This is a genomic window from Bacillus thuringiensis (genome assembly GCF_022095615.2).
GTDB classification, from domain to species: domain Bacteria; phylum Bacillota; class Bacilli; order Bacillales; family Bacillaceae_G; genus Bacillus_A; species Bacillus_A cereus_AG.
This window is the reverse complement of record NZ_CP155559.1, coordinates 3,260,957-3,281,122: the sequence shown is the minus strand read 5'-3', so window position 1 is coordinate 3,281,122 and position 20,166 is coordinate 3,260,957. Positions and strand designations below refer to the sequence as shown.

Here is a 20,166-nt window from a genome sequence, read left to right as displayed (position 1 = left end):
CCAAAAAGAGCATCCGGAAAGAATAGGATGCTCTTTTTGTATTAATCACATAGATTCATTTTCGGGCGAGGTAAAAAACTCGTCAATTTTGTTGGAAAGTAGAAATGGAATGGCTCCTTTTATAACAGAAATATCCCAGTCCCACCATGCGAGATTTTCTAGTTTTTCAATGATTTCCTGCGGGAAACGATATCGAATAAATTTTGCAGGATTACCAGCTACAATTGCATATGGTGGTACATCTTTTGTAACAACACTCTTTGCACCAATAATGGCCCCGTTACCAATTGTAACACCAGATAAAATGCAGGATTGATAACCAATCCATACATCATTGCCGACTACGATATCACCTTTTGAAGAAGGGTGACCAGTAATATGTGCTCCTTCATCAAAAAGAGCATTAAATGGGTAAGTCGTTATCCAGTCTGCGCGATGTTCACCACCAAGTATGAACACGACTTCTTCTCCTAATGAACAAAACTTACCTATTTTTAATTTTGTTTCATCATTCCAAGAAAAAATGGTTGGCCCTACTTTACTATAAGTATAATCACCAATATCATATTTATTATATTCAGGTTTTTGATTTAAATATAACATAACGAATTTAGCATCCTCTCTAAAGCAAGTAATGGATATGGAACATTATATGCAATTTGGAATAAGTCGAACTGTGTTGTATGAATCGGTAATGCACAAAAATAGTAGTAGGCGCAATGAATAGAAAAGGAGTGGAATGAATGATATACGAAATGGGATTATATAATAAACCTTTTCAATCAATTCAATTAGGGAAAAAAGTATATGAAGTACGTTTATACGATGCGAAACGTCAGCTTATAAAACAAGGCGACCATATTGTATTTACGAACCTTACGACAGAGGAAATGATGACTGTAAAAGTAACGGAAATAAAACGATACGAAAGCTTTAAAGCAATGTACGAACAAATTGATAAAAAATTATTGGATTGTGAAAATGATAGTTTAGAGGAAATGCTAGAAAGTACATACAAGATATATACGAAAGAACAAGAACAAAAGTGGGGAACAGTTGCGATTGGTATTGAGGTAATAAAATGATAAGAAATCGCGGCGTGGCTATTATTGTGCAGGAAGGGAAAATTGCTCTTATAAAACGTATTCGAGAAGATGAAACGTATTATGTTTTTCCAGGCGGAGGAATTGAAGAAGGAGAAACACCTGAAGAAGCAACGAAGCGAGAAGCTTATGAAGAATTAGGGGTACATATAAAAGTGGAGCATCTGATTGCAAAGGTGGAGTATAAGGGTACGGAGTATTATTATAATGCCCATATTACAGGTGGAGTTTTCGGAAGTGGTAAAGCTGAAGAATTCGAACTGAAAGATAGAGGGATGTATATTCCGTTATGGTTGCCGATACACGAGTTGGAAAAAGTGAATATAAAACCGTATGAAGTGGTCGAAAGTATATTCAATCATTATAAAATGTAAAGTCTGACAACATACAAAAAAAACCATTGACATAGTCTTCTGATTTAAGTATTGTATTCGAGTATGTTTATAATCAGGAGGTTTATATGAGCAATCAATCTACTACACATCATGTGAAAATGACAACTGCAGATCCATCTGGAATTGGCCTATTTGGATTAGCGATGGTAACACTTGTAGCATCATCTCAAAAGTTAGGCTTAACAGATGGCGTTTCACTTGTATTACCATGGGCAATCTTTTTAGGAGGATTCGCACAAATCTTTGCGTGCATTCACGATGCAAAGCATAACAATACGTTCGGTACAACAGCATTCGGTGCATACGGCCTATTTTGGTTAGGTGTTGGAATGACTTGGTTAATTCAACTTGGAGTATTTGGCGAAAAATTAGCACAAGCTGCAGATTCAAAACAGCTTGGTGTAGCCTTTATCGGATATTTGATTTTCACAATCTTTATGACAATTGGTGCAATGGAAACACATAAAGTATTATTTATGATTTTCGTCCTTATTGATTTCTTATTTATCGGTCTTTCATTAAGTACTTTAGGTGTTATGCCGCATGCAATGCATAATTTAGCAGCATATTCTGAACTTCTTATTTCATTATTATCTTTCTATGGTTCAGCAGCAGCAGTGTTAAATACACACTTCGGAAAAGTTGTTTTACCAGTTGGGAAGCCGTTTGGTATTTTTAAAAAGTAATAAAAAAGCACAGATGATTGTATAGTCATCTGTGCTTTTTCTATTTGTTCATAGCTACAGCAGTAGTCTTCGTTATTTCAGAAATTTTTTGAGAGCTAGCAGGATTACCGTCTATTGTTACGTGAACTTGTTGCTTAGGATTTGCAGTTACTACCCATGCGTTTGGTAAATAGCGTGATTTATGCGATAAGGTGGAAGGGACATTTAAAATATCTCCCATTGCGTATAATGTTGCTGATGAACCGCCGTCCATTGCCATCGCATTTACAGCACCTTTTTCATAAAGAATATCTTGGCAGTCTCTTAAAGAGGCTCCGATACTATGAGATTGTCTTCCGTCAATAATGAAAAACATAATAGATCCATCTTTTTTCTGTGCCATAATACTTCGAGGACCATAGCCCCATCCACCGTCATTTTTTATCATTTTTTCACCATTTACAATTAGCTGAGGCATAAAACCAGCAGCGGAAACGACATTTTTATTTAACAGTTGATTAGCAGAAAAATCTCCTGACACCATTTGTCCGTATTTTGTAAGTCCACTAATAAGGGTAGGGGTGTTACTATCTTTTGGTGTGTTTATAACCTTTCCGTTTTCAATAACAATGCCGATACCAGTTTTACCACCACCATGTCCTGTTTCATCCGAAAAGCCGCTAGCATTTACTGCGGCGAGTGCATGATTCCGCTTTGCCATGACATATATTTTTTCCCCAACATCTTTCCCTTCTGACCCTTGTTGAGTAACAAGCTTTACGTTTAACGGATTACTAATGGTCATTAATTTCCCCTCGAAAAAATGGTCATTATATTTTTTCTTTATTGTTTCAATTGAAACATTTAGCGGTAAATCTTTTCGTCTTTCTAATTCTTTTTTTGAAAACTTAGAAGCAACGAAATCGCTATTTTTCCATATTGGATTTGTAATGGATTGAGAAATATCATTTAATTCTTTATCAGACAAAAACGTGAATTTTGCATATTGTGGATGCTGAGAAGTTAAAATACTTTCTGCTGCAATGACACGTAAGTTATGACCGTATGAAGTCCCGAACAAAGTAATGGCGCCTCCGGTTAGTAATAATATCGTTAAAAGAGAGGATATTTTTAAAAATCTAATAAAATACTTTTTCATGACAAGGACTCCTCTTTCTGTAAAGTGAAAAAATTGATTAATGATTGAGTAAGATATACACATATTTCTTATTTGAAATAAGAAATGTGAAATGATGATAATACAATAATGTTTGAAAGTAGATTTGGCAATAGTTGAATATGAATGTAGCTATTTAAAATGAAATAAGATTCGTCAGATGTGAAATGTAAAAAAAGTAGGAAAAAATCAATTGAAATTGATTCTCATTATTAATATAATGAGAATGAGAATCATTTATTGTAAGAGGGGGATGCCGAAGTGGCGAAAATTTTAATAGCTTATGCAAGTATGTCAGGAAATACAGAGAGTATTGCTGATTTAATTAAAGTTAGTTTGGATGCTTTTAATCATGAAGTAGTATTACAAGAAATGGAAGGCATGGATGCAGAAGAATTGTTAGTCTATGATGGAATTATTTTAGGATCTTATACGTGGGGCGATGGTGAATTACCATTTGAAGCGGAAGATTTCCATGATGACTTAGATAATATAGATTTATCAGGGAAAAAAGTAGCGGTATTCGGATCAGGAGATACGGCGTATGAACTGTTTTGTGAAGCGGTAACGATATTTGAAGAGAAACTTGTAGAACGCGGTGCAGAGCTTGTACAAGAAGGGTTGAAAATTGAATTAGCTCCAGAAGATAAAGAGGATGTTGAAAAATGCAGTAATTTTGCAATTGCATTTGCTGAGAAGTTCTAAGAATGGGAGTGTCAACGTGGAGACAATGCTAAGTGCGACCGCTATCACAAAGTTAAGAGATGGAAAACTTATGTTAGCTACTACATATAATGGCTTATTTATTGAACAAGACGGAGAATGGAAACAAATTTTAAATGGTTTTCAAAAACGAATTAGGGATTTACATAGCGAAGATAATGTAGTGTATGGTGTAGGGGACGAAGGGATTTTTATTCGTAGTATGAATGGTGGAGAGAACTGGACGGTGCAGCGTTTTCCAACAAAAGCAACGAGTTGGAATGTGTGTAGTAATGTACAAGGAACTGTCATTGCTCATGGAGATAAAACGTTGTATCATTCGAATGATTTCGGTTCGACATGGGAAAGCATTCATCCATTTCTTGAATATGGTGAAGAGGCGCCATCTATTCGATCGTTATTTTTATATAAACATTACTTATTTATCGGTACGAAAATACATGCTAAATATGGTGGTGTTTGGCTCTTTAATTTGGAAACACGTAAATTAAAGAGGATTAAAATCGTGATGAATCAGATGATCTCAGCGTCGACTTTACACAATTCTTATATAGTAGCAGCCAGTGGATCGTGCAAGGGGATTAGCGGGAATATTTCTTTTTGTAAAATAGATGAAAGTATTGAGAGTGAAAAAATATATTGGCACACATGTCAAAGTGAGCAGAAAGCAAGTAGCTATTTAGCCTTAAGTGTAGATCAACATGTGCTATATACAACGTCAACGCAAAATAAGGCGGGGATTAGTGCGGTTTGTCGTGTACTTCTAGAAGAAGGAATTGTTACAGTATGTGACTCAGTTAAAGGGCATGGCTGGCGCATTGTTAACCAAAAAGAGGGCTATGTTGTAGCTGGATCAGGTGAATCAAAAGCGATGCAGTGGAAGAAAAAAGTTATTTAGCAAAAAAAACTTTGCTTTTATTATAGTGATATGATATATTATATCTAAACCATTTTACTTTTAATAATATAGAGATTTAAATGAGCTGTAACTTCCGAGGAGGATAGCAATGTTAAATCTCCTCTGGGGTTGCAGTTTTTTAATGTCTGAAGTATTATTGTAAAGTGGTTGAAAATGAATATGTACATATAGGTACATTGTAGGAGGATTTTTTTCATGCAAAACGGTAAAGTAAAATGGTTTAACTCAGAAAAAGGTTTCGGTTTCATCGAAGTTGAAGGCGGAGAAGACGTATTCGTTCATTTCTCAGCTATCCAAGGCGACGGCTTCAAAACTTTAGAAGAAGGTCAAGAAGTTACTTTCGAAGTAGAACAAGGTAACCGTGGACCTCAAGCTACTAACGTTAACAAGAAGTAATTACGGAAAAAAGAAGGGCTTGCCCTTCTTTTTTTTTGCATTTTTATTGAATAACCTTCTATGTACATATAATAATGAGATTGAATTTTTGTTTCTTAGACGAATTATTACATGCATAAAGTGTATGAATAAATAAATACTGAAAATAGAGTATGTGTGTGAAAAGGAATGTAGAAAGAGGTAAATAAATTGGAAAACGCTACACATTTTATTGTGTTCGATATAGAGAGAAATTTCAGGCCGTATAAATCAGAAGATCCGTCAGAGATAGTTGATATCGGAGCTGTAAAAATAGAAGCAAGTACAATGAAGGTAATTGGAGAATTTTCGGAGTTAGTAAAGCCGAGTGCGCGACTCACTCGTCATACGACAAAATTAACGGGAATTACAAAGAAAGATTTAATTGGTGTGGAGAAATTCCCTCAAGTTATAGAGAAATTTATTCGATTTATCGGAGAAGACTCTATATTTGTTTCATGGGGAAGAGAAGATTATCGTTTTCTATCTCATGATTGTACGTTACACGGTGTAGAATGCCCCTGTATGGAAAAAGAGAGCAAATTTGATTTGCAGAAGTTTGTTTTCCAAGCGTATGAAGAATTATTTGAACATACACCAAGTTTACAATTTGCAGTAGAACAGCTCGGTTTAACGTGGGAAGGGAAGCAGCACCGAGCTTTAGCGGATGCTGAGAATACAGCCAAAATCCTTCTTAAAGTATATAGCGAGAGAGATATTCATAAACGGTATAAAAGACACGGTGAGCTTGAACTTGTAGAGAACGGAAAACTAACAGAAAAAGCGAAAAAAAAGATGCGAAAATGGGTATTTAAAGAAATGAGAAAAAATATAGAGCGTCCTTTCGTTTGGAGTACATTTGAAAGTAGTGATACGTGGGAAAGTATAACGGAAAGATATTATATTAGTGAAGCTACAGTAGAACTTCTGAAAAAGCATTTTCGTACGGCGGTGAGAAAAGCGGAAAGGCAGATTAGGTATTTGGCTGAGATGGAGGAGAATGCAGAGGTTAAATGACATTCTCCTCTACTTCTATCTACATAAATGTTACGTCATTGTATTGATCGATAAATAAAGTATTCATATTAAATAGGAATTGATTTGTTGTGATTGGGCCATTAAAATTGCATTGAAAATTAAGGTGTGGTAAGGATTTTCAAATATATTAATAGAATAAGAGCCCATAGAAATGAAAGAGGGTAGAGTTAAATAGAAGCAATCTTTAGCATTGTAACAGTTTTTGCTTCTATTATACCTCCTCTTATAGCAAAGAAGAAAAATTGGAAAACGTTTAATATATCTTTAAATCGTGGTTTATTAAAGATTAAAATCGGAGAGTAAGATAAGAATTTTATACAGGGGGTGCGATAGTGATAGATTTGGATATCAAAGATGTCACCGTACAGATGGAATTAAACGGAGTCTTTTGGAATGAGGATGGGATTGCTGAAATGATGGTGACTACAAAAGAAGAGCATTCTCTTCTTCTTCGTCTAGTAGTTGACTTAGAAAGTAAAACTATTAGGGCAACGAGTGCCAAAATAGTGAATGGATTCTGTCCTCTGTGCAAACAGAAAAAGAACGAATGTAGTGAACTTAATGAAGCGAAAAATATCATGGATATTTTAGAAGAAGCCTATGATTGGGTGAGAGAGCATCCAGAATATCGTTTTCAATTATCTTTTTACGAGTACAATAAATTTGAGGTAGTAAAGTGAAATTTTCACTTTAACAACATGCATAGTGACTAAAAGGAAAAATATTAAAAACTTATAGAAGGACTTGGTCAACTAGAAACATTGAGGCAGATATCTCTAATGGAAATACGCTTGTATAGCAAGGTAGGGATGTACTTGATTCTGCAACAAATGTCATCTTGGATCAAAAATGATTTTTAAACATAAGTATATTTTGTTATAAAGTAGAAAAACCGATTCTTAGTAGAATCGGTTTTTTATATAAATGTCAACTATGTACCAAATAAAAGAGCGCTTATTAAAAGCGCTCAGTAAAAATAGTTATATGGAAGGATTTATTCAATCCCGTTCGGATCATAAGAATACTGCTGCTTATTCTCAATCCGCTCAATCACATCTTGCAACTCATCCGGCTTTAGAAACTCAATTGGAGAGAAGCCTTTCTCGAACGTAAGTGTATCAGCCTCAATCATTAATACGTATCGGTCATTTACCTTTGCGATATGTATTTGATCCCCGAAATCAGCAAGCAGGGCCTTCACAGAGATATGATCCGCTTTTAGCTTTAATTCTACTTCAGGAGCGTGCTCGACGATTTGAGCGGTAGCTTCCATTACTTCTTCGGTTGAGAATTGTTCCATAATTTCGCGTTTCGGACTGGCAGCCCATACTTCCATTGCTTGGTCGAATTGTTCGCGTTCTTCCGTACCTTCTTCAAATACATCTTCAATTTGATCATATACCATGTCCATTACTTGCGTTTTCATAATTTCAGGCATAGAGCGTTCGTACTCGACGAATTTTAAGAAGTCTTCAAAGTAACGGGCGTGTGATGCTTGGTGAATTTTTAGCTCTCCCACTTCGACCATACCTTCTTCAGGCATGTACGGATATTGGATAGATTTCATGTTTTTTGTTGTGATGGCCATTTCAACGTTACGAATTAGTGTGGATTCATCTGAAATTGAAGCGACTTTCGGTTCAAAGTCACATTTCATAACGAAAACGAATGGATCATCAAAGTATTTGCGTAGTTTTGCTTGCGCAATTAAAAATACACCACCGCGTACAGCACTTGTGTCAAGATATGTATAAACGAGAGGTTCGCTCATATCTTTGAAGTTTTCCTTAGTTTCTGCAAAGCGAATGCGATTAAATAGGTTGTAATGAGGGTTTGAATCAAGTTCGTGTCCTTCTTCTACAATGAAGCGACCGATCTTTGTCGGAGCTTGTTCTGTTTTCGCATGGCGTTCTACTTTTCGCTTTGAAATTTTTAATAATTCACCATTCAAAAATTCTTTTAAGGAGCTATCTTCGTACTCTTCAGCGTCTAATGTTTGAAAATGTTTGTAGCGTTTATCAACAGCTTCGCCTTTTCCTTCTACCTGTACAACATAAAAGGAAAGATAATTTATTTCAAAATCCATATTTATCACCTTGTTTCATTTCATTAACTCTTATCAGTATAGAGATGGAAAAAACTTTCGTCAATTTATATAAGGAAGGGGGAGTCCCCTTCCTTATATATTTTTTTATTTTCGAAATTAAAATCCGTCTTCTAATGCTGAAAATGGAATGTTCAGTCTGTTTTCTACTGTACGTAAACGTTGGTTTAAGCGGTTTAATCTACGTGTATGACGCTCAACTGTGTTTTCTAATTGACGTACTCTTTGCTCAAGTTCATTTACTCGTCTTTCTAGTTGACGGTTTCCAGTACCAGGAAAAGAGATTGGAAGTTGGAATTGTCGATTTTGATCATATGGATTAACTTGTTCTACTGGATCTATATATTGTTGGTATTGTGCTTGTAAATCATATTCAGGCTGATAAGCATTTTGGTTATATGGATCGTATGGATTGTAGGGGTACATAAAACATCCTCCATTTCTTTAAAATAGGTTAAATTCACCATAATGTATGTGCAAAAGCGGAGCGGTGGCACGGCAAATACCTATTTATGTTCATAGGATGTTTCTTTGTAAATAAGAATATGGAGTTTTTACATTTGTATTTCGTTCGTTTTATGGTATATACTGGATAATGTAATGGGGTTACATAAAGGTTACAATTCTATCAAACTCAAACTTTTATGTAAATATGTATAGACATTTGGAAAAGAAAAGAGTAATTTATATAGAGTAAAAAATAACTTGTAACAATTTATAAATATATTGTAAAATGATTGTAACAAAACATACATAAAAATGAAATAATACATAAAAGTAATATTGGGAAAAAGGGGAGAGTATATTGTTCCGTAAAGTAAAGGGTATATTAGTTGGGGTGTTATGTGTAGCTGTAGTGAGTGGTTGTGGCACAAAAGTAAGTGATGTTGCATTAGTAAGTGATATTGGTGGCCACACGGTAGAGGCTAAAGCAGAAGTACAGGATTCTATTAGTTTAGTTGATGGTCGAACTGGTACGGAAGTGAAAAAGTTAGATTTATCGAGTCTAGGCTATTTTGAAGATGAAGCAAAATTTAAAAAATCGGTAGAGAAGGTTGCTAAGGAAGTTGGTAAAAATGTTGACAAAAAGATGGTTCCTTCACGTTTAGCATCTGACGGAAGTTGGCAAGAAGGAAAGCCTTCTTTTGAATTAATGGAAAAAGAGTTAGTAAATAAATTATTAAACGTTGGTATGTGGGATTCTTCATATCAATTACCTATTGTTGAGAAAAAACCTACCGCAACATTAAATGATGCACAAGGAAGTGGCACGGTAATTGGTAGATATGAAACGAATTTAGGTGGCTCAACAGGTGGTCGTATTGAGAATATTCGTTTGTCAGCAGCGAGCATAAATGGAGTTGTATTAGCAAAAGGAGACAGTTTCTCTTTCAATGCATTAATTGGTGATACAACGCCAGATAAAGGATATCAACTAGGAAAAGAAATTGTAGATGGTAAATTAGTAGATGGATATGGCGGTGGTGTTTGTCAAACATCATCAACATTATACAATGCAGCAGATCAAGCTGGTTTGAAAATGGTAGAGAGAACTACACATTCTAAAACAGTAGGCTATGTTCCACAAGGAAGAGATGCTACGATTGCTTATCCATACTTAGACTTAGTGTTTGAAAACACGAATGATGCACCTGTGAAACTTTATATGGGCATTCAGGGCGGAAAGTTAGTTGCTGAAGTACATAAAATGAAATAAGAGTTATAAAGTCACCTTTTCTGAAAGTTAGAAGAGGTGGCTTTTTTATTATGAAAATAAAAATGTGTATAAATTCTGACTTTTCTTATTTACATGGGGTGATTTTAGTTGTATCCTTCATAGTAACGGTTATATGAAATAGGAAAATATCAGGATAAGGAGATGGAGTTATTCATGGTACAAATTCATCCAGAAACACGTATTGGTCATGTTGAATTTAAAGTGCAAGATTTAGAGCGCCAAATCGCTTTTTATGAGAATGTAGTAGGCCTAGAAGTAATTAAGCAAGAGGAGAATAAAGCATATTTATCAGGAAAAGGTGGAAAGAATACGTTACTTGTTCTTGAAAAGTTAGAGGACGGGGTGTTGCAAGAGCCACGTACGACTGGTATATATCATGTAGCCTTTTTAGTTCCGACTCGTGAAGCCTTTGCTTCGGCATTATTTGGGGTGATTCGTAATAAGAATGTAATTGATAGCCCAGCTGAGCAAGAGGGACGTTATACATATTCAAATGAAATTTTACCAATTTCAAGGTTTAATAGTGCAAGTGATCATACATATAGCGAAGCGTTTTATTTACAAGATTTAGAGGGGAATGGTATTGAAATTTATGCAGACCGTCCGCGCGATCAATGGGGAGAAGGACCAGGAGGAAGTACGCCGCTTGATTTAAAAGAATTAGCAACGCTCGTTGATTATGAATTTGATGGATTACCTACTAATACTATCGTTGGGCACGTACATTTACGAATAGCTGATGTAGAGGAGTCAAACGAGTTTTATGTAGAAACAGTCGGTTTTGAAGTGCAACAGCGTGAAGAGGATTGCCTATTCATTTCAGCCGGCGGTTACCATCACCATATCGGTGCAAACACGTGGAACGGAGTAAATAATCCGCATCCACCGATTCATGCAACTGGACTTAAGGTATATACGATTGTATTACCGCACAAAGAAGCGTTAGATGAAGTAAAAGAAAGATTAGTAGAAAAACAACATAAAATAAATGAAATTTCAAATGGATTTACAGTAGTAGATCCTAGTGGTATTACAGTCCAATTTGAAATAGAAGCGCAGTATAAAAGAAGCTAGAAAGTGTTTAATCACTTTCTAGCTTCTTTTTGTATGTAATCCAAGTAGGACAGGGATTGAAGGGAAAGGATTTTAATAGTTCCATTGCATATATACTCGTTGAATCGAATTCACCTTGAATGAAAGAATAGCCGTGTTTATTTGCATACATAGCTTGTTCGAAAACGAGTAGTTTCAATAAGGATAAATTGTCCATAGTGTGGGTCCCGCACCATCCTAGTTCTAACGTATTATCTTTTTCTGATGTATGGAGGAAAGAGTACCCAATAATTTCGTTCTCTTCATCTATAATTAGAAAGCTTCCATCTAGTAACATATCATCAGCCAAGATCATTTCTTTCCAAGTTTGTAGCGGGAATGAGGAAACGGGATTTGCTAAGTGGGTTTGCTCGTAATTTTCTTTTACTAAGTAGGCTAGTTTTTCTAGTAAATTATTATTGGATACGATGTTTGATAAAGTTTGTAAATGATAATTTGAATTAGGGACTATAGCGATAGAAACTATTTTTCGTACGTCTAATATTGGCATATATGTTCTTCGGATTTCCATGAAATTATCTTCTTCATAATAGGCTTTTAATTGAGCTGATGTTTCCCATATAGAGGTTTGTAATGGTAGTTTGAAGTTTTCTCGCTTTTGAATCTCGTTTAATAAAAATGGTTCAATGTGTAGCCCTGAATAGAAAGGATTCGTATATATTCGAAAGTATGTGCAGTATGGATGGAAGTTATTGTTCCAAGTGAAAAAGGTGCCTACTACATCTTTTTTATAGTAGGCAACATACGCACATTTTGTTTTATTATCTTGTAATAAGTTAAATACATAAGATTCTTCGTTGTATAAATCAATAAGTTGTTTTACTTTTAGCTCATTACTTCTACTATACTTCTCTATAATAAGATTATTTTCATTGGATGACTTGTTCATAGCTCAATCCAAAACCTTCTTACTACATTTCCATTTTCCTCAGTGAAATCATCGTCACGAAGTCCACCGTTATGTAAAATTGTTTTTTCTGAAGCTGTATTCACTTCGTCGCAAACGACAAGTACTTTCTCGATGTTTAATTCCTTCGTTTTTTCTAGCGATAATTTTAATAACTTCGTAGCATAACCTTTTCTTCTTTCAGAAGGACGAATGCCATAACCGATATGGCCTCCAGCGTTAAATAAATGTTCGGTTAAACTATGACGTATATTAACAGCGCCTACAATTTTATTTTCATCTGTAGCGAGCCAATATGTAGAGTCTGGTACCCAAGATTCAGGAAGGTTTACTCCGTTATGCGCATCGTGAAGTTCTTGAATCATTGCCGTGAAATTAGAAGGATCTTTTGAGATAACCCATGGAATCATCGTTTCACCGCTATCTTTCCATTCTTTATAAAAATCTAAGTATTCTTCTTGTAAATCGATAGTAGGTATTAGTAAAGAGACGTTCATTGTTGGTAATCCCCTTTATTTATGTAGTATTTTAAAAAAAATACGATACGAAATGAAAGCGTTTTCTAAACTTTCTCAACCTCATTTTATGCAATCCATATCTCGTTTTTAAATGGAAAGTACAGTTTATGGTTTTTCGTATAAAAAGTAAGTTGAATTCAATTTATGTTAATATTAAAAATATTAACATAAATCACTTAGGAAATTAAGTGTATTTTAATGAAATGCTTTTATATCGATAAACGGATGTGTGTGATAATTTTTGTTTTATCTATCTATAATGAACGAAAGGGGGAAGGGCTCGTGAGTGTGAACTTTGATTTGATTATACGGATTGGTGTTGCGGGTTTGTTAGGAGCAATAATTGGTATTGAAAGGGAAATTCGATCAAAAGAAGCGGGATTAAAAACACATTTCCTAGTAGCGGTAGGAAGTGCTTTAATAATGGTCGTTTCGAAATATGCCTTTTCAGATATTATGAATGAAGAACATATGGCTCTTGATCCGAGCCGTATTGCAGCGCAAGTTGTTAGTGGAGTAGGCTTTTTAGGTGCAGGGACAATTATTATTCAAAAGCAGGCGGTGAAAGGATTAACGACAGCTGCTGGTTTATGGGCCACTGCAGGACTTGGATTAGCAATTGGGGCTGGCATGTATGTAGTAGGAATTGGAGCGACGATTCTCGTTTTAATTGGTTTAGAGATTGTAAGTCGTATTTTTAAAGTGCAATTTTTATTTCCGCAAAATATAACAGTACAAATGTATATAAATAAACATGAGGCGGTACAACAAATATTAAAAACACTACAAGTGAAAGGCATCCCAATACTTTCATATGAAGTGGAAGCTTTACAGCAAGAAGCAGAAATAGTTTATAAGGTAGGGATGCAGCTGAAAAATATATCGTCAGAAGAAAAGAATGAGTTTATTCAGCATATGCAAACATTACCGGAAGTTACGTTTATAAAGTTAAAATCATAGCGTTGAAAATGAGGATAGATGCAGCAGGAATTTCGCTATTATCTATCTTTTTTTGATATAAAATGCACGGAAAGTCAAGTGTTAATTTTACAAGACATGGATACGTATGTGAACGTTCTCTTATTTTTTCTCAATACAGAATAAAAAGTAAGAATAGTAAAATAATGGTGCGGGACACTAAAAAATGTAAGGTAGGGGAGAGTATGAAAGGCTATTCAAAAAAAGTGTTAGTAGGGGTAAGTTTTGCTAGTTTAATGTTAGGGAGTTTCCAAGGGAGCACATTGGCAGAAAGTACAAAGGGAGAGCAAGTTTCTTATCGGAATGTGCTCAAAATGGAGCCAGTTGGTGTACAACTACCAGTGCAAGAATTAGCTCACTCATCAAAAGTACTTGAAAATAAGTCTTTTGAGAAAAGGCTACAATTTGCTGATTTGTCGCAAAGACCGCCTGAAGTGAAGAAGGAAAGTAAGCAATTAGCTGCAGCGAAAACTTATACAATTGCTGAATTAAATCAATTGAGCAATCAGCAGTTAGTAGATTTACTCGTAACAATCAATTGGGAGCAAATTACGGGTCTATTTCAGTTTAATAAGGATAGTCTTGCATTCTATCAAAATGATAGTAGGATGCAGGCAATTATTGATAAATTGAAGCAGCAAGGACAAGCTTATACGAAAGATGATTCCAAAGGGATTGAGACTTTAGTAGAAGTATTGCGATCTGGTTTCTATTTAGGGTTTTATAATACAGAATTAAGCAAACTAAATGAACGGAGCTATCACGATAAATGCTTACCTGCATTGAAAACAATCGCAAGCAATCCGAATTTCAGGCTCGGTACATTAGAACAAAATAGAGTTGTATCATCATACGGAAAGTTAATAGGAAATGCTTCGAGTGATGTGGAAACGATAACATCAGCTGCAAAGATTTTTAAACAATATAACGATAATTTTTCTACATTGGTAGACAATCTATCAGCTGGAAATGCGATTTACGATATTATGCAAGGTGTGGATTACGATATTCAATCGTATTTGTACGATACAAGAAAAGCACCGAAAGATACAGTATGGTACCAAAAAATTGATAGCTATATTAATGAATTAAGTCGTTTTGCCTTAATTGGAACGGTGACGGTGAAGAATGGTTGGTTAATTAATAATGGTATTTATTATACAGGTAGACTTGGTACGTTCCATAGTACAGGAACGAAAGGGCTACAAGTTGTAACAGACGCGATGAAAATGTATCCGTATTTAGGAGAGCAATATTTCGTAGCGGCTGAGCAAATCTCGACGAATTATGGCGGGAAAGATGCAAATGGAAATGTTGTTAATTTAGATCAAATACGAGAAGATGGGAAGAAAAAGTATTTACCGAAAACGTATACGTTTGATGATGGTGCAATTGTTTTAAAAGCTGGAGATAAAGTGACAGAAGAAAAAGTAAAGCGTCTATATTGGGCGGCAAAAGAAGTGAAGGCACAATTCCATCGTACGGTTGAAAGTGATCAACCTTTAGAAAAAGGAAATCCTGATGATGTATTAACGATGGTTATTTATAATAGTCCAGCTGAGTATCAATTTAATCGTCAATTATACGGATATGAAACGAATAACGGTGGTCTTTATATAGAAGGAACAGGTACGTTCTTTACTTATGAGCGTACGCCAGAAGAAAGTATTTATAGTTTAGAAGAATTGTTCCGACATGAATTCACGCATTACTTGCAAGGTAGATATGAAGTACCAGGACTTTGGGGACAAGGTAAGATGTATGAGAATGAGAGATTATCTTGGTTTGAAGAAGGGAATGCGGAGTTTTTTGCAGGGGCAACGAGAACAGATAATGTTGTACCGAGAAAGAGTATTATAGGAGGATTATCTTCAAATCCAGCAGAGCGTTATACGGCAGAGCGAACGTTAAATGCAAAGTATGGAACGTGGGATTTCTATAATTATTCCTTCGCTTTACAATCGTACATGTACAATAAGAGATATGATATGTTTGACAAAATTCATGATCTTATTAGAAAAAATGATGTAACAGCATATGATGCATACCGCTCTGTATTAAGTAAAGATGCGAATTTAAATAAAGAGTATCAAGATTATATGCAAATGTTAGTAGATAACCGTGAGAAATATAATGTTCCATTAGTGTCAGATGATTATTTAGCAACTCACGCACCAAAGCCAGTTTCAGATATTGCGGCAGAAATTACAGCAGAAGCAAAATTAAGTAATGTATCAGTAAAGAAAAATAAATCACAGTTTTTTAATACATTTACACTGCAAGGAACGTATACAGGAACTGCTGCAAAAGGAGAGTATGAAGACTGGAAAACAATTACACAAAATGTTAATGATACGTTAAAACGTTTAAGTGCAAAAGAATGGTCAGGCTATAAAACAGTAACAGCTTACTTCGTAAATTACCGTGTGAATGCATCGGGACAATTTGAATATGACGTTGTATTCCACGGTATTAATACAGAAGAAGGTGCTGTGAATAAAGCACCAGTTGCGGTTATAAATGGTCCATATAGCGGAAATGTAAATGCAGCAATTTCGTTTAAAAGCGATGGATCAAAAGATGAAGATGGGAAAATTGTTTCTTATAAATGGGAGTTTGGTGACGGTACTGTAAGTAATGAACAAAATCCGACCCATGTATACACAAAAGAAGGAACATATACGGCAAAATTAACAGTAACAGATGACAAAGGATTAACGAATACGGTTACAACGAATGTAACTGTTCAAAAGAAAGAAGATAACAGTGTAGAAAAAGAGCCGAATAACTCATTCCAGACAGCGAATAAACTGCAATTGAATCAAATTTTACGCGCAAGTTTAGGAAATGGTGATACGAGTGATTACTTTGAAATTAATATAGAAACGGCGAAAAACTTACAAATTAATGTAACGAAGGAAAATAATATCGGAGTAAACTGGGTTCTTTATTCAGAAGCAGATTTAAATAATTATGTTACGTATGCCCAGCAAGAAGGAAATAAGTTAGTAGGAAGTTATTATACGTATCCAGGAAAGTATTATTTACATGTGTATCAGTATGGCGGGGGAACAGGGAATTATACGGTAGAAGTGAAATAGTAAAAAGGTCGCCGTGAGTGGCGACCTTTTTGTTGCGTGTTATACAAAAAAATTAAATGAAATTTACAAAAGCTTGATAGGCACTACCAAGGGAAAGTATCGTAGCTACCATATGTGCAGTCCATTTAGGCATACTTAAATTCAGTACGACATTATACAAGATTCCATATAAGGGGTCCTGCCGACAAAACGCGGAAATTATACGCTAAGCAACTTCTAGCAAAGAAAAAACCAATTTCCTGTACGCTAAGGAAATCGGTTTTTAGCTTAGTGATGAATTTATAGTTGTTTTCTTAACCTGGGGCCAAACAGCTACTTTGGTATAAATTGTGGTTTCAAAATATGGATGCCCTTATAGAGTATATAGCTAGTAGTAGAGCGAAATTATGCTATTATCTTTTTAGCCATTCGATAATTAGTTAATTTAATGCCCTTACGTTCTATAATTTGTGAACAGATTACGTGGCACCCTTTGTGTTTAAAGAATGACTTGGCAGTAATACTGGCCTCTGTGATAATCTCTAAAAAGTTTAATCTTTTTGCCTCTAACTCAATCATATCAACAAGAGCTGAAGCTATACCTTTCCCTTGATAATCTTTATGAACATAAAGCCTATCAGGGGTTCAGCCGAGATACGTGTAAAAACGGGTCATAAGATGTAATATATTTCCATTATTAGTTTTTTAGTTAAAAATATCTACCTCATGATTAACAAAAAGCTGATTACCTATGCGCTATAAATGAACTGCCCCCAATTGTTAAACAAAACCTAGCAATTGGGGGCAGTTCATAGTTATCATTTGATGCTTCTAGTGACTTTCTCAAGTAAAGCACCCTTTGGTTTAAATTGGAGATTTCGCTCAATGTAACATCTCTTGTATGTTCAAGCATTGTTACAAGCTCTCCAATCTTATTTGAATAGTTTTCTCTTGAAATTATTCTATAATCTATCATATATATCCCTCCAATTCATGCTAAGCATAAGTTTACCAATAAAATAAAAAAACAAAGTCTGTAAATTTATGTAAAATAATGATATAATTTAATTGAATATAAAGAAAAAGGAAACCTGTTTTTATCAGTGTTACCTTATCCAAGACTAAATTTTACCCATACATCATTTTTTTTGATGTAGCTCTTGAAGATAAAAACTATTTAATTTTCAAGGAACAGTTATTAACTTAAAACTTATTATACGAGGAGGGTGTATCATGAAAAAAATATGCTTTGTATTAATTGTCGACGCTGGTATAAATTATGGTTCAATATTTTCTCTACCATTTTTAAGGAATCAGGATGATTTGAAAGGATATTTTTCTGAATATTATGATGTTTCAATTAATTATATTAGGGATAAAAACTCAGTTGACTATTTGGTAGTTCCCAAACCGTGTCCAGCTTTTGATAATGAAAATAATCTTCCAATAATTGAAGTACCAGCAATCTTATTTATGGAAAAGAATTTTGAAAAAATAAAGACTTATATAGACAATTATTTTTCTAATAACTCATAAAGGGGTCCCACCACATGCCCATCAAGCTAACCAAGTAAATTACTAGATAAGAAACGATCCTTGTTTCAAAACTAGCAATTGATAGAAAAGTAGGCATGCTAAAGAAGCCTATTAAAACGTGATTTTTTCGCTAGGCAGATTGTCTATGCTTCACCGTCGTTTTATACACAATCCCTAGAATATCAAAGACAGTCATCTTCTTATACCGATGACATTTACGACCGTTCTTTTTGAGCAGCAGATAAAGACGATGCAGAATTTTTAAAATTTCTTCTGTGCCAACGGCTATCGCTTGAAACAGTAACGGAAAGTAATCTTTAATCATATAAATCGCTTTGTATTCACTCAGCTCCTGCTTTGTCTTTTCAAGCAGAAACTGTCGCATTTGAAACATCGTAGAAGAACAGAGGAGAATGCCGATGAGTTGTCCATATAAATGGCACTCTAGGCGTTCTCTTTTAATATTTTTACATTCATCAATTTCAAAAAATGACTTCCACGTTTTAAACAAAATTTCAATCTGCCAACGAAGTGAATACAATGAGTGCACGTAGTTCGTTGGTACTCCTTCTAGAGACGTGTTCGTGATATATACATTCATACCCATTAAACGTTTACTTTTCTCCTTCATGACGATGCCTTTTTTCTTTTCACGTATCGCTTGGTTTTTCAGGCGTGTTTGCGTTTGATCATCGGTTAAACGATGGAAAATGACACGTGCTGGAAGCTTCTGATTTTGGCCAATGTATGCCTCGGGGATTTCTATCGTTTCACCTGGGATTAGACCCGACATCATTTGTGCCATATCAAGCTGGATGTATTCTGTTTGCTTTTTTAACGTGCCGTTGTTGAAGTATTCTGGCTCAGGGTTCTTGATATAAATGCGTGTATTCAGCTTCAACCGCGAGATATGGTAAGCCTCTTTATCATGAATAGTTTGTAAGTCTCCTAAATCGAAGTAGCAAAGATCACGTAAACACAAATCACCCGCCTCTACGGTTTCAAGGCAGATGGTACCGTATGTTTTATCATTATTCTTTCCTGGTCCAAGCTGCACGTTAAGAAATTGACCACTAAGTAAATCATATTCCAATTGGATTTTCACGCCTGCCGTATTACTACTCCCGCCTGAACCTTGATAGTTAGTGGCGTAATGATCAGGCAGTTGAAACACTGTCGCATCTAAAATACGGATACGATTGAAAGTAGAGATCATGTGTGCAGAAAGCGAGTGATTTGAACAGAGTTTTTGTGTGAGAAGAGAAGTAAAGACTTCTCGAAGAAATGCGACAGCTGCTGGATTAAAGCGTTGATTCAATCCTTCTGAGCTCATCAGTACCCCAGTTGAGGCTTCTAACTGACTGCACAATTGTGTAAGCGATGTGCTAGCGATTTCTTGACTGAGCCATACGCAAAGGGCAATGAGTTCGTTTGCTTGATACTTACTAGATCGCTGTACAAAACCAACTTGTTTGGCGATATCTTGTAGGACTATTGGAGATAAAAAGTATTGTAGCTCTTGTGCGAAAAGATTCAGTTCATTGGAAATGATAGGATTCATCAAAAACGCCATCCTTTCTGTATATTTCTACAAAAAGAATAGCGTTTTTTTGATTATATGGATACAAATTTATCTTAGCTTGATAGCGATGGGGCGGTACCCCTAATACCCCAGAAGGAAAAGAAGAGTTTGAATCCTTTAAGGTACAGGGCGTTCCATATATCATTGTAAAAGATCATGAAAATAACACTCAAAAA

At 35.1% G+C, this 20,166-nt stretch carries 21 protein-coding genes and 1 pseudogene; 13 read left to right on the top strand and 9 right to left on the bottom strand.

The annotated features are described in order from the left end of the window. Nucleotides 1–45: 45 nt before the first annotated feature. Complete coding sequence (locus KZZ19_RS17080) at nt 46–603, bottom strand: CatB-related O-acetyltransferase (RefSeq protein WP_237980678.1); 558 nt, start codon at nt 601–603, stop codon at nt 46–48. Between the two features lie 140 nt (nt 604–743). On the opposite strand from KZZ19_RS17080, the gene KZZ19_RS17075 reads away from it, so the two are divergent. The 3 genes from KZZ19_RS17075 (at nt 744) to KZZ19_RS17065 (ending at nt 2,184) form a co-directional block, all read left to right on the top strand. Further along, nucleotides 744–1,085, top strand: a complete 342-nt coding sequence (locus KZZ19_RS17075; protein WP_237980681.1) for an ASCH domain-containing protein — start codon at nt 744–746, stop codon at nt 1,083–1,085. Further along, the gene (locus KZZ19_RS17070; RefSeq protein WP_237980683.1) at nt 1,082–1,477 is read left to right on the top strand and encodes an NUDIX hydrolase; all 396 of its coding nucleotides are present in this window, start codon (nt 1,082–1,084) and stop codon (nt 1,475–1,477) included. Before KZZ19_RS17075 ends, KZZ19_RS17070 begins: the two co-directional genes overlap by 4 nt. An 86-nt stretch (nt 1,478–1,563) precedes the next feature. Beyond that, on the top strand, nt 1,564–2,184 hold the full coding sequence (locus KZZ19_RS17065; RefSeq protein ID WP_088097245.1) for an acetate uptake transporter: 621 nt from the start codon (nt 1,564–1,566) through the stop codon (nt 2,182–2,184). A 40-nt stretch (nt 2,185–2,224) separates the two neighbouring features. Here the strand turns inward: KZZ19_RS17065 and KZZ19_RS17060 are convergent, their stop codons facing one another. After that, entirely contained in the window at nt 2,225–3,322 is a 1,098-nt protein-coding gene (locus KZZ19_RS17060) for a phosphodiester glycosidase family protein (RefSeq protein ID WP_237980685.1), read from the bottom strand. Nucleotides 3,323–3,601: 279 nt separating this feature from the next. Between KZZ19_RS17060 and KZZ19_RS17055 the strand changes: the two genes are divergently transcribed. The 5 genes from KZZ19_RS17055 (at nt 3,602) to KZZ19_RS17035 (ending at nt 7,114) form a co-directional block, all read left to right on the top strand. Next, nucleotides 3,602–4,045 carry a flavodoxin gene (locus tag KZZ19_RS17055; protein ID WP_237980687.1) on the top strand — a complete coding sequence of 148 codons (444 nt, stop codon included), beginning with the start codon at nt 3,602–3,604 and terminating at the stop codon, nt 4,043–4,045. A 16-nt stretch (nt 4,046–4,061) separates the two neighbouring features. Further along, nucleotides 4,062–4,961 (top strand): WD40/YVTN/BNR-like repeat-containing protein, encoded by a 900-nt coding sequence (locus KZZ19_RS17050; RefSeq protein WP_237980689.1) that lies wholly within the window; start codon nt 4,062–4,064, stop codon nt 4,959–4,961. A 216-nt stretch (nt 4,962–5,177) separates the two neighbouring features. After that, nucleotides 5,178–5,378 (top strand): cold shock-like protein CspB, encoded by a 201-nt coding sequence (gene cspB, locus KZZ19_RS17045; RefSeq protein ID WP_001179148.1) that lies wholly within the window; start codon nt 5,178–5,180, stop codon nt 5,376–5,378. 189 nt (nt 5,379–5,567) lie between these two features. Then, nucleotides 5,568–6,413 carry an exonuclease gene (locus KZZ19_RS17040; protein ID WP_237980691.1) on the top strand — a complete coding sequence of 282 codons (846 nt, stop codon included), beginning with the start codon at nt 5,568–5,570 and terminating at the stop codon, nt 6,411–6,413. Nucleotides 6,414–6,766: 353 nt separating this feature from the next. Beyond that, entirely contained in the window at nt 6,767–7,114 is a 348-nt protein-coding gene (locus tag KZZ19_RS17035; RefSeq protein ID WP_140392518.1) for a hypothetical protein, read from the top strand. Between the two features lie 314 nt (nt 7,115–7,428). Here KZZ19_RS17035 and KZZ19_RS17030 read toward each other — a convergent pair whose 3' ends face one another. Together KZZ19_RS17030 and KZZ19_RS17025 are read right to left on the bottom strand one after the other, a co-directional pair. Then, a complete protein-coding gene (locus KZZ19_RS17030) occupies nt 7,429–8,520 on the bottom strand; it encodes a DUF3900 domain-containing protein (protein ID WP_000345047.1) in 1,092 nt (363 codons plus the stop codon). A gap of 117 nt (nt 8,521–8,637) precedes the next feature. Then, a complete protein-coding gene (locus KZZ19_RS17025; protein ID WP_088097240.1) occupies nt 8,638–8,964 on the bottom strand; it encodes a hypothetical protein in 327 nt (108 codons plus the stop codon). Nucleotides 8,965–9,343: 379 nt separating this feature from the next. Here KZZ19_RS17025 and KZZ19_RS17020 point away from each other — a divergent pair, with 379 nt between their 5' ends. Beyond that, nucleotides 9,344–10,255: a VanW family protein gene (locus KZZ19_RS17020; RefSeq protein WP_098342891.1), complete on the top strand. Its 912-nt coding sequence runs from the start codon at nt 9,344–9,346 to the stop codon at nt 10,253–10,255. A gap of 174 nt (nt 10,256–10,429) precedes the next feature. Next, the gene (locus tag KZZ19_RS17015; protein WP_237980693.1) at nt 10,430–11,350 is read left to right on the top strand and encodes a VOC family protein; all 921 of its coding nucleotides are present in this window, start codon (nt 10,430–10,432) and stop codon (nt 11,348–11,350) included. A 7-nt stretch (nt 11,351–11,357) separates the two neighbouring features. Here KZZ19_RS17015 and KZZ19_RS17010 read toward each other — a convergent pair whose 3' ends face one another. Together KZZ19_RS17010 and KZZ19_RS17005 are read right to left on the bottom strand one after the other, a co-directional pair. Then, nucleotides 11,358–12,278, bottom strand: coding sequence for a GNAT family acetyltransferase (locus KZZ19_RS17010; RefSeq protein ID WP_237980695.1), 921 nt, complete (start codon nt 12,276–12,278; stop codon nt 11,358–11,360). Next, nucleotides 12,275–12,793, bottom strand: coding sequence for a GNAT family N-acetyltransferase (locus KZZ19_RS17005; protein WP_237980697.1), 519 nt, complete (start codon nt 12,791–12,793; stop codon nt 12,275–12,277). Before KZZ19_RS17005 ends, KZZ19_RS17010 begins: the two co-directional genes overlap by 4 nt. A 303-nt stretch (nt 12,794–13,096) precedes the next feature. On the opposite strand from KZZ19_RS17005, the gene KZZ19_RS17000 reads away from it, so the two are divergent. Continuing rightward, nucleotides 13,097–13,774, top strand: coding sequence for an MgtC/SapB family protein (locus KZZ19_RS17000; RefSeq protein ID WP_237980698.1), 678 nt, complete (start codon nt 13,097–13,099; stop codon nt 13,772–13,774). Between the two features lie 203 nt (nt 13,775–13,977). Continuing rightward, entirely contained in the window at nt 13,978–16,893 is a 2,916-nt protein-coding gene (gene colA / locus KZZ19_RS16995) for a collagenase ColA (RefSeq protein WP_237980700.1), read from the top strand. Between the two features lie 384 nt (nt 16,894–17,277). Here colA and KZZ19_RS16990 read toward each other — a convergent pair. Both KZZ19_RS16990 and KZZ19_RS16985 read right to left on the bottom strand, forming a co-directional pair. Next, nucleotides 17,278–17,499: pseudogene (locus tag KZZ19_RS16990) on the bottom strand (GNAT family N-acetyltransferase); the annotation flags it as partial. A gap of 118 nt (nt 17,500–17,617) precedes the next feature. After that, a complete protein-coding gene (locus KZZ19_RS16985) occupies nt 17,618–17,848 on the bottom strand; it encodes a hypothetical protein (RefSeq protein WP_237980906.1) in 231 nt (76 codons plus the stop codon). 257 nt (nt 17,849–18,105) lie between these two features. Here KZZ19_RS16985 and KZZ19_RS16980 point away from each other — a divergent pair, with 257 nt between their 5' ends. Continuing rightward, on the top strand, nt 18,106–18,408 hold the full coding sequence (locus KZZ19_RS16980) for a hypothetical protein (RefSeq protein ID WP_237980701.1): 303 nt from the start codon (nt 18,106–18,108) through the stop codon (nt 18,406–18,408). 130 nt (nt 18,409–18,538) lie between these two features. On the opposite strand, the gene KZZ19_RS16975 is transcribed toward KZZ19_RS16980, so the two are convergent. Continuing rightward, entirely contained in the window at nt 18,539–19,969 is a 1,431-nt protein-coding gene (locus KZZ19_RS16975; RefSeq protein ID WP_237980703.1) for an IS4 family transposase, read from the bottom strand. Between the last annotated feature and the right edge of the window lie 197 nt (nt 19,970–20,166).

Bases quoted from the DNA above. Each gene is read 5' to 3' on its own strand.
- KZZ19_RS17080 (WP_237980678.1), bottom strand. From the start codon at position 603: ATGTTATATTTAAATCAAAAACCTGAATATAATAAATATGATATTGGT.
- KZZ19_RS17075 (WP_237980681.1), top strand. From the start codon at position 744: ATGATATACGAAATGGGATTATATAATAAACCTTTTCAATCAATTCAA.
- KZZ19_RS17070 (WP_237980683.1), top strand. From the start codon at position 1,082: ATGATAAGAAATCGCGGCGTGGCTATTATTGTGCAGGAAGGGAAAATT.
- KZZ19_RS17065 (WP_088097245.1), top strand. From the start codon at position 1,564: ATGAGCAATCAATCTACTACACATCATGTGAAAATGACAACTGCAGAT.
- KZZ19_RS17060 (WP_237980685.1), bottom strand. From the start codon at position 3,322: ATGAAAAAGTATTTTATTAGATTTTTAAAAATATCCTCTCTTTTAACG.
- cspB (WP_001179148.1), top strand. From the start codon at position 5,178: ATGCAAAACGGTAAAGTAAAATGGTTTAACTCAGAAAAAGGTTTCGGT.
- KZZ19_RS17030 (WP_000345047.1), bottom strand. From the start codon at position 8,520: ATGGATTTTGAAATAAATTATCTTTCCTTTTATGTTGTACAGGTAGAA.
- KZZ19_RS17025 (WP_088097240.1), bottom strand. From the start codon at position 8,964: ATGTACCCCTACAATCCATACGATCCATATAACCAAAATGCTTATCAG.
- KZZ19_RS17015 (WP_237980693.1), top strand. From the start codon at position 10,430: ATGGTACAAATTCATCCAGAAACACGTATTGGTCATGTTGAATTTAAA.
- KZZ19_RS17010 (WP_237980695.1), bottom strand. From the start codon at position 12,278: ATGAACAAGTCATCCAATGAAAATAATCTTATTATAGAGAAGTATAGT.
- KZZ19_RS17005 (WP_237980697.1), bottom strand. From the start codon at position 12,793: ATGAACGTCTCTTTACTAATACCTACTATCGATTTACAAGAAGAATAC.
- colA (WP_237980700.1), top strand. From the start codon at position 13,978: ATGAAAGGCTATTCAAAAAAAGTGTTAGTAGGGGTAAGTTTTGCTAGT.
- KZZ19_RS16985 (WP_237980906.1), bottom strand. From the start codon at position 17,848: ATGATAGATTATAGAATAATTTCAAGAGAAAACTATTCAAATAAGATT.
- KZZ19_RS16980 (WP_237980701.1), top strand. From the start codon at position 18,106: ATGAAAAAAATATGCTTTGTATTAATTGTCGACGCTGGTATAAATTAT.
- KZZ19_RS16975 (WP_237980703.1), bottom strand. From the start codon at position 19,969: ATGAATCCTATCATTTCCAATGAACTGAATCTTTTCGCACAAGAGCTA.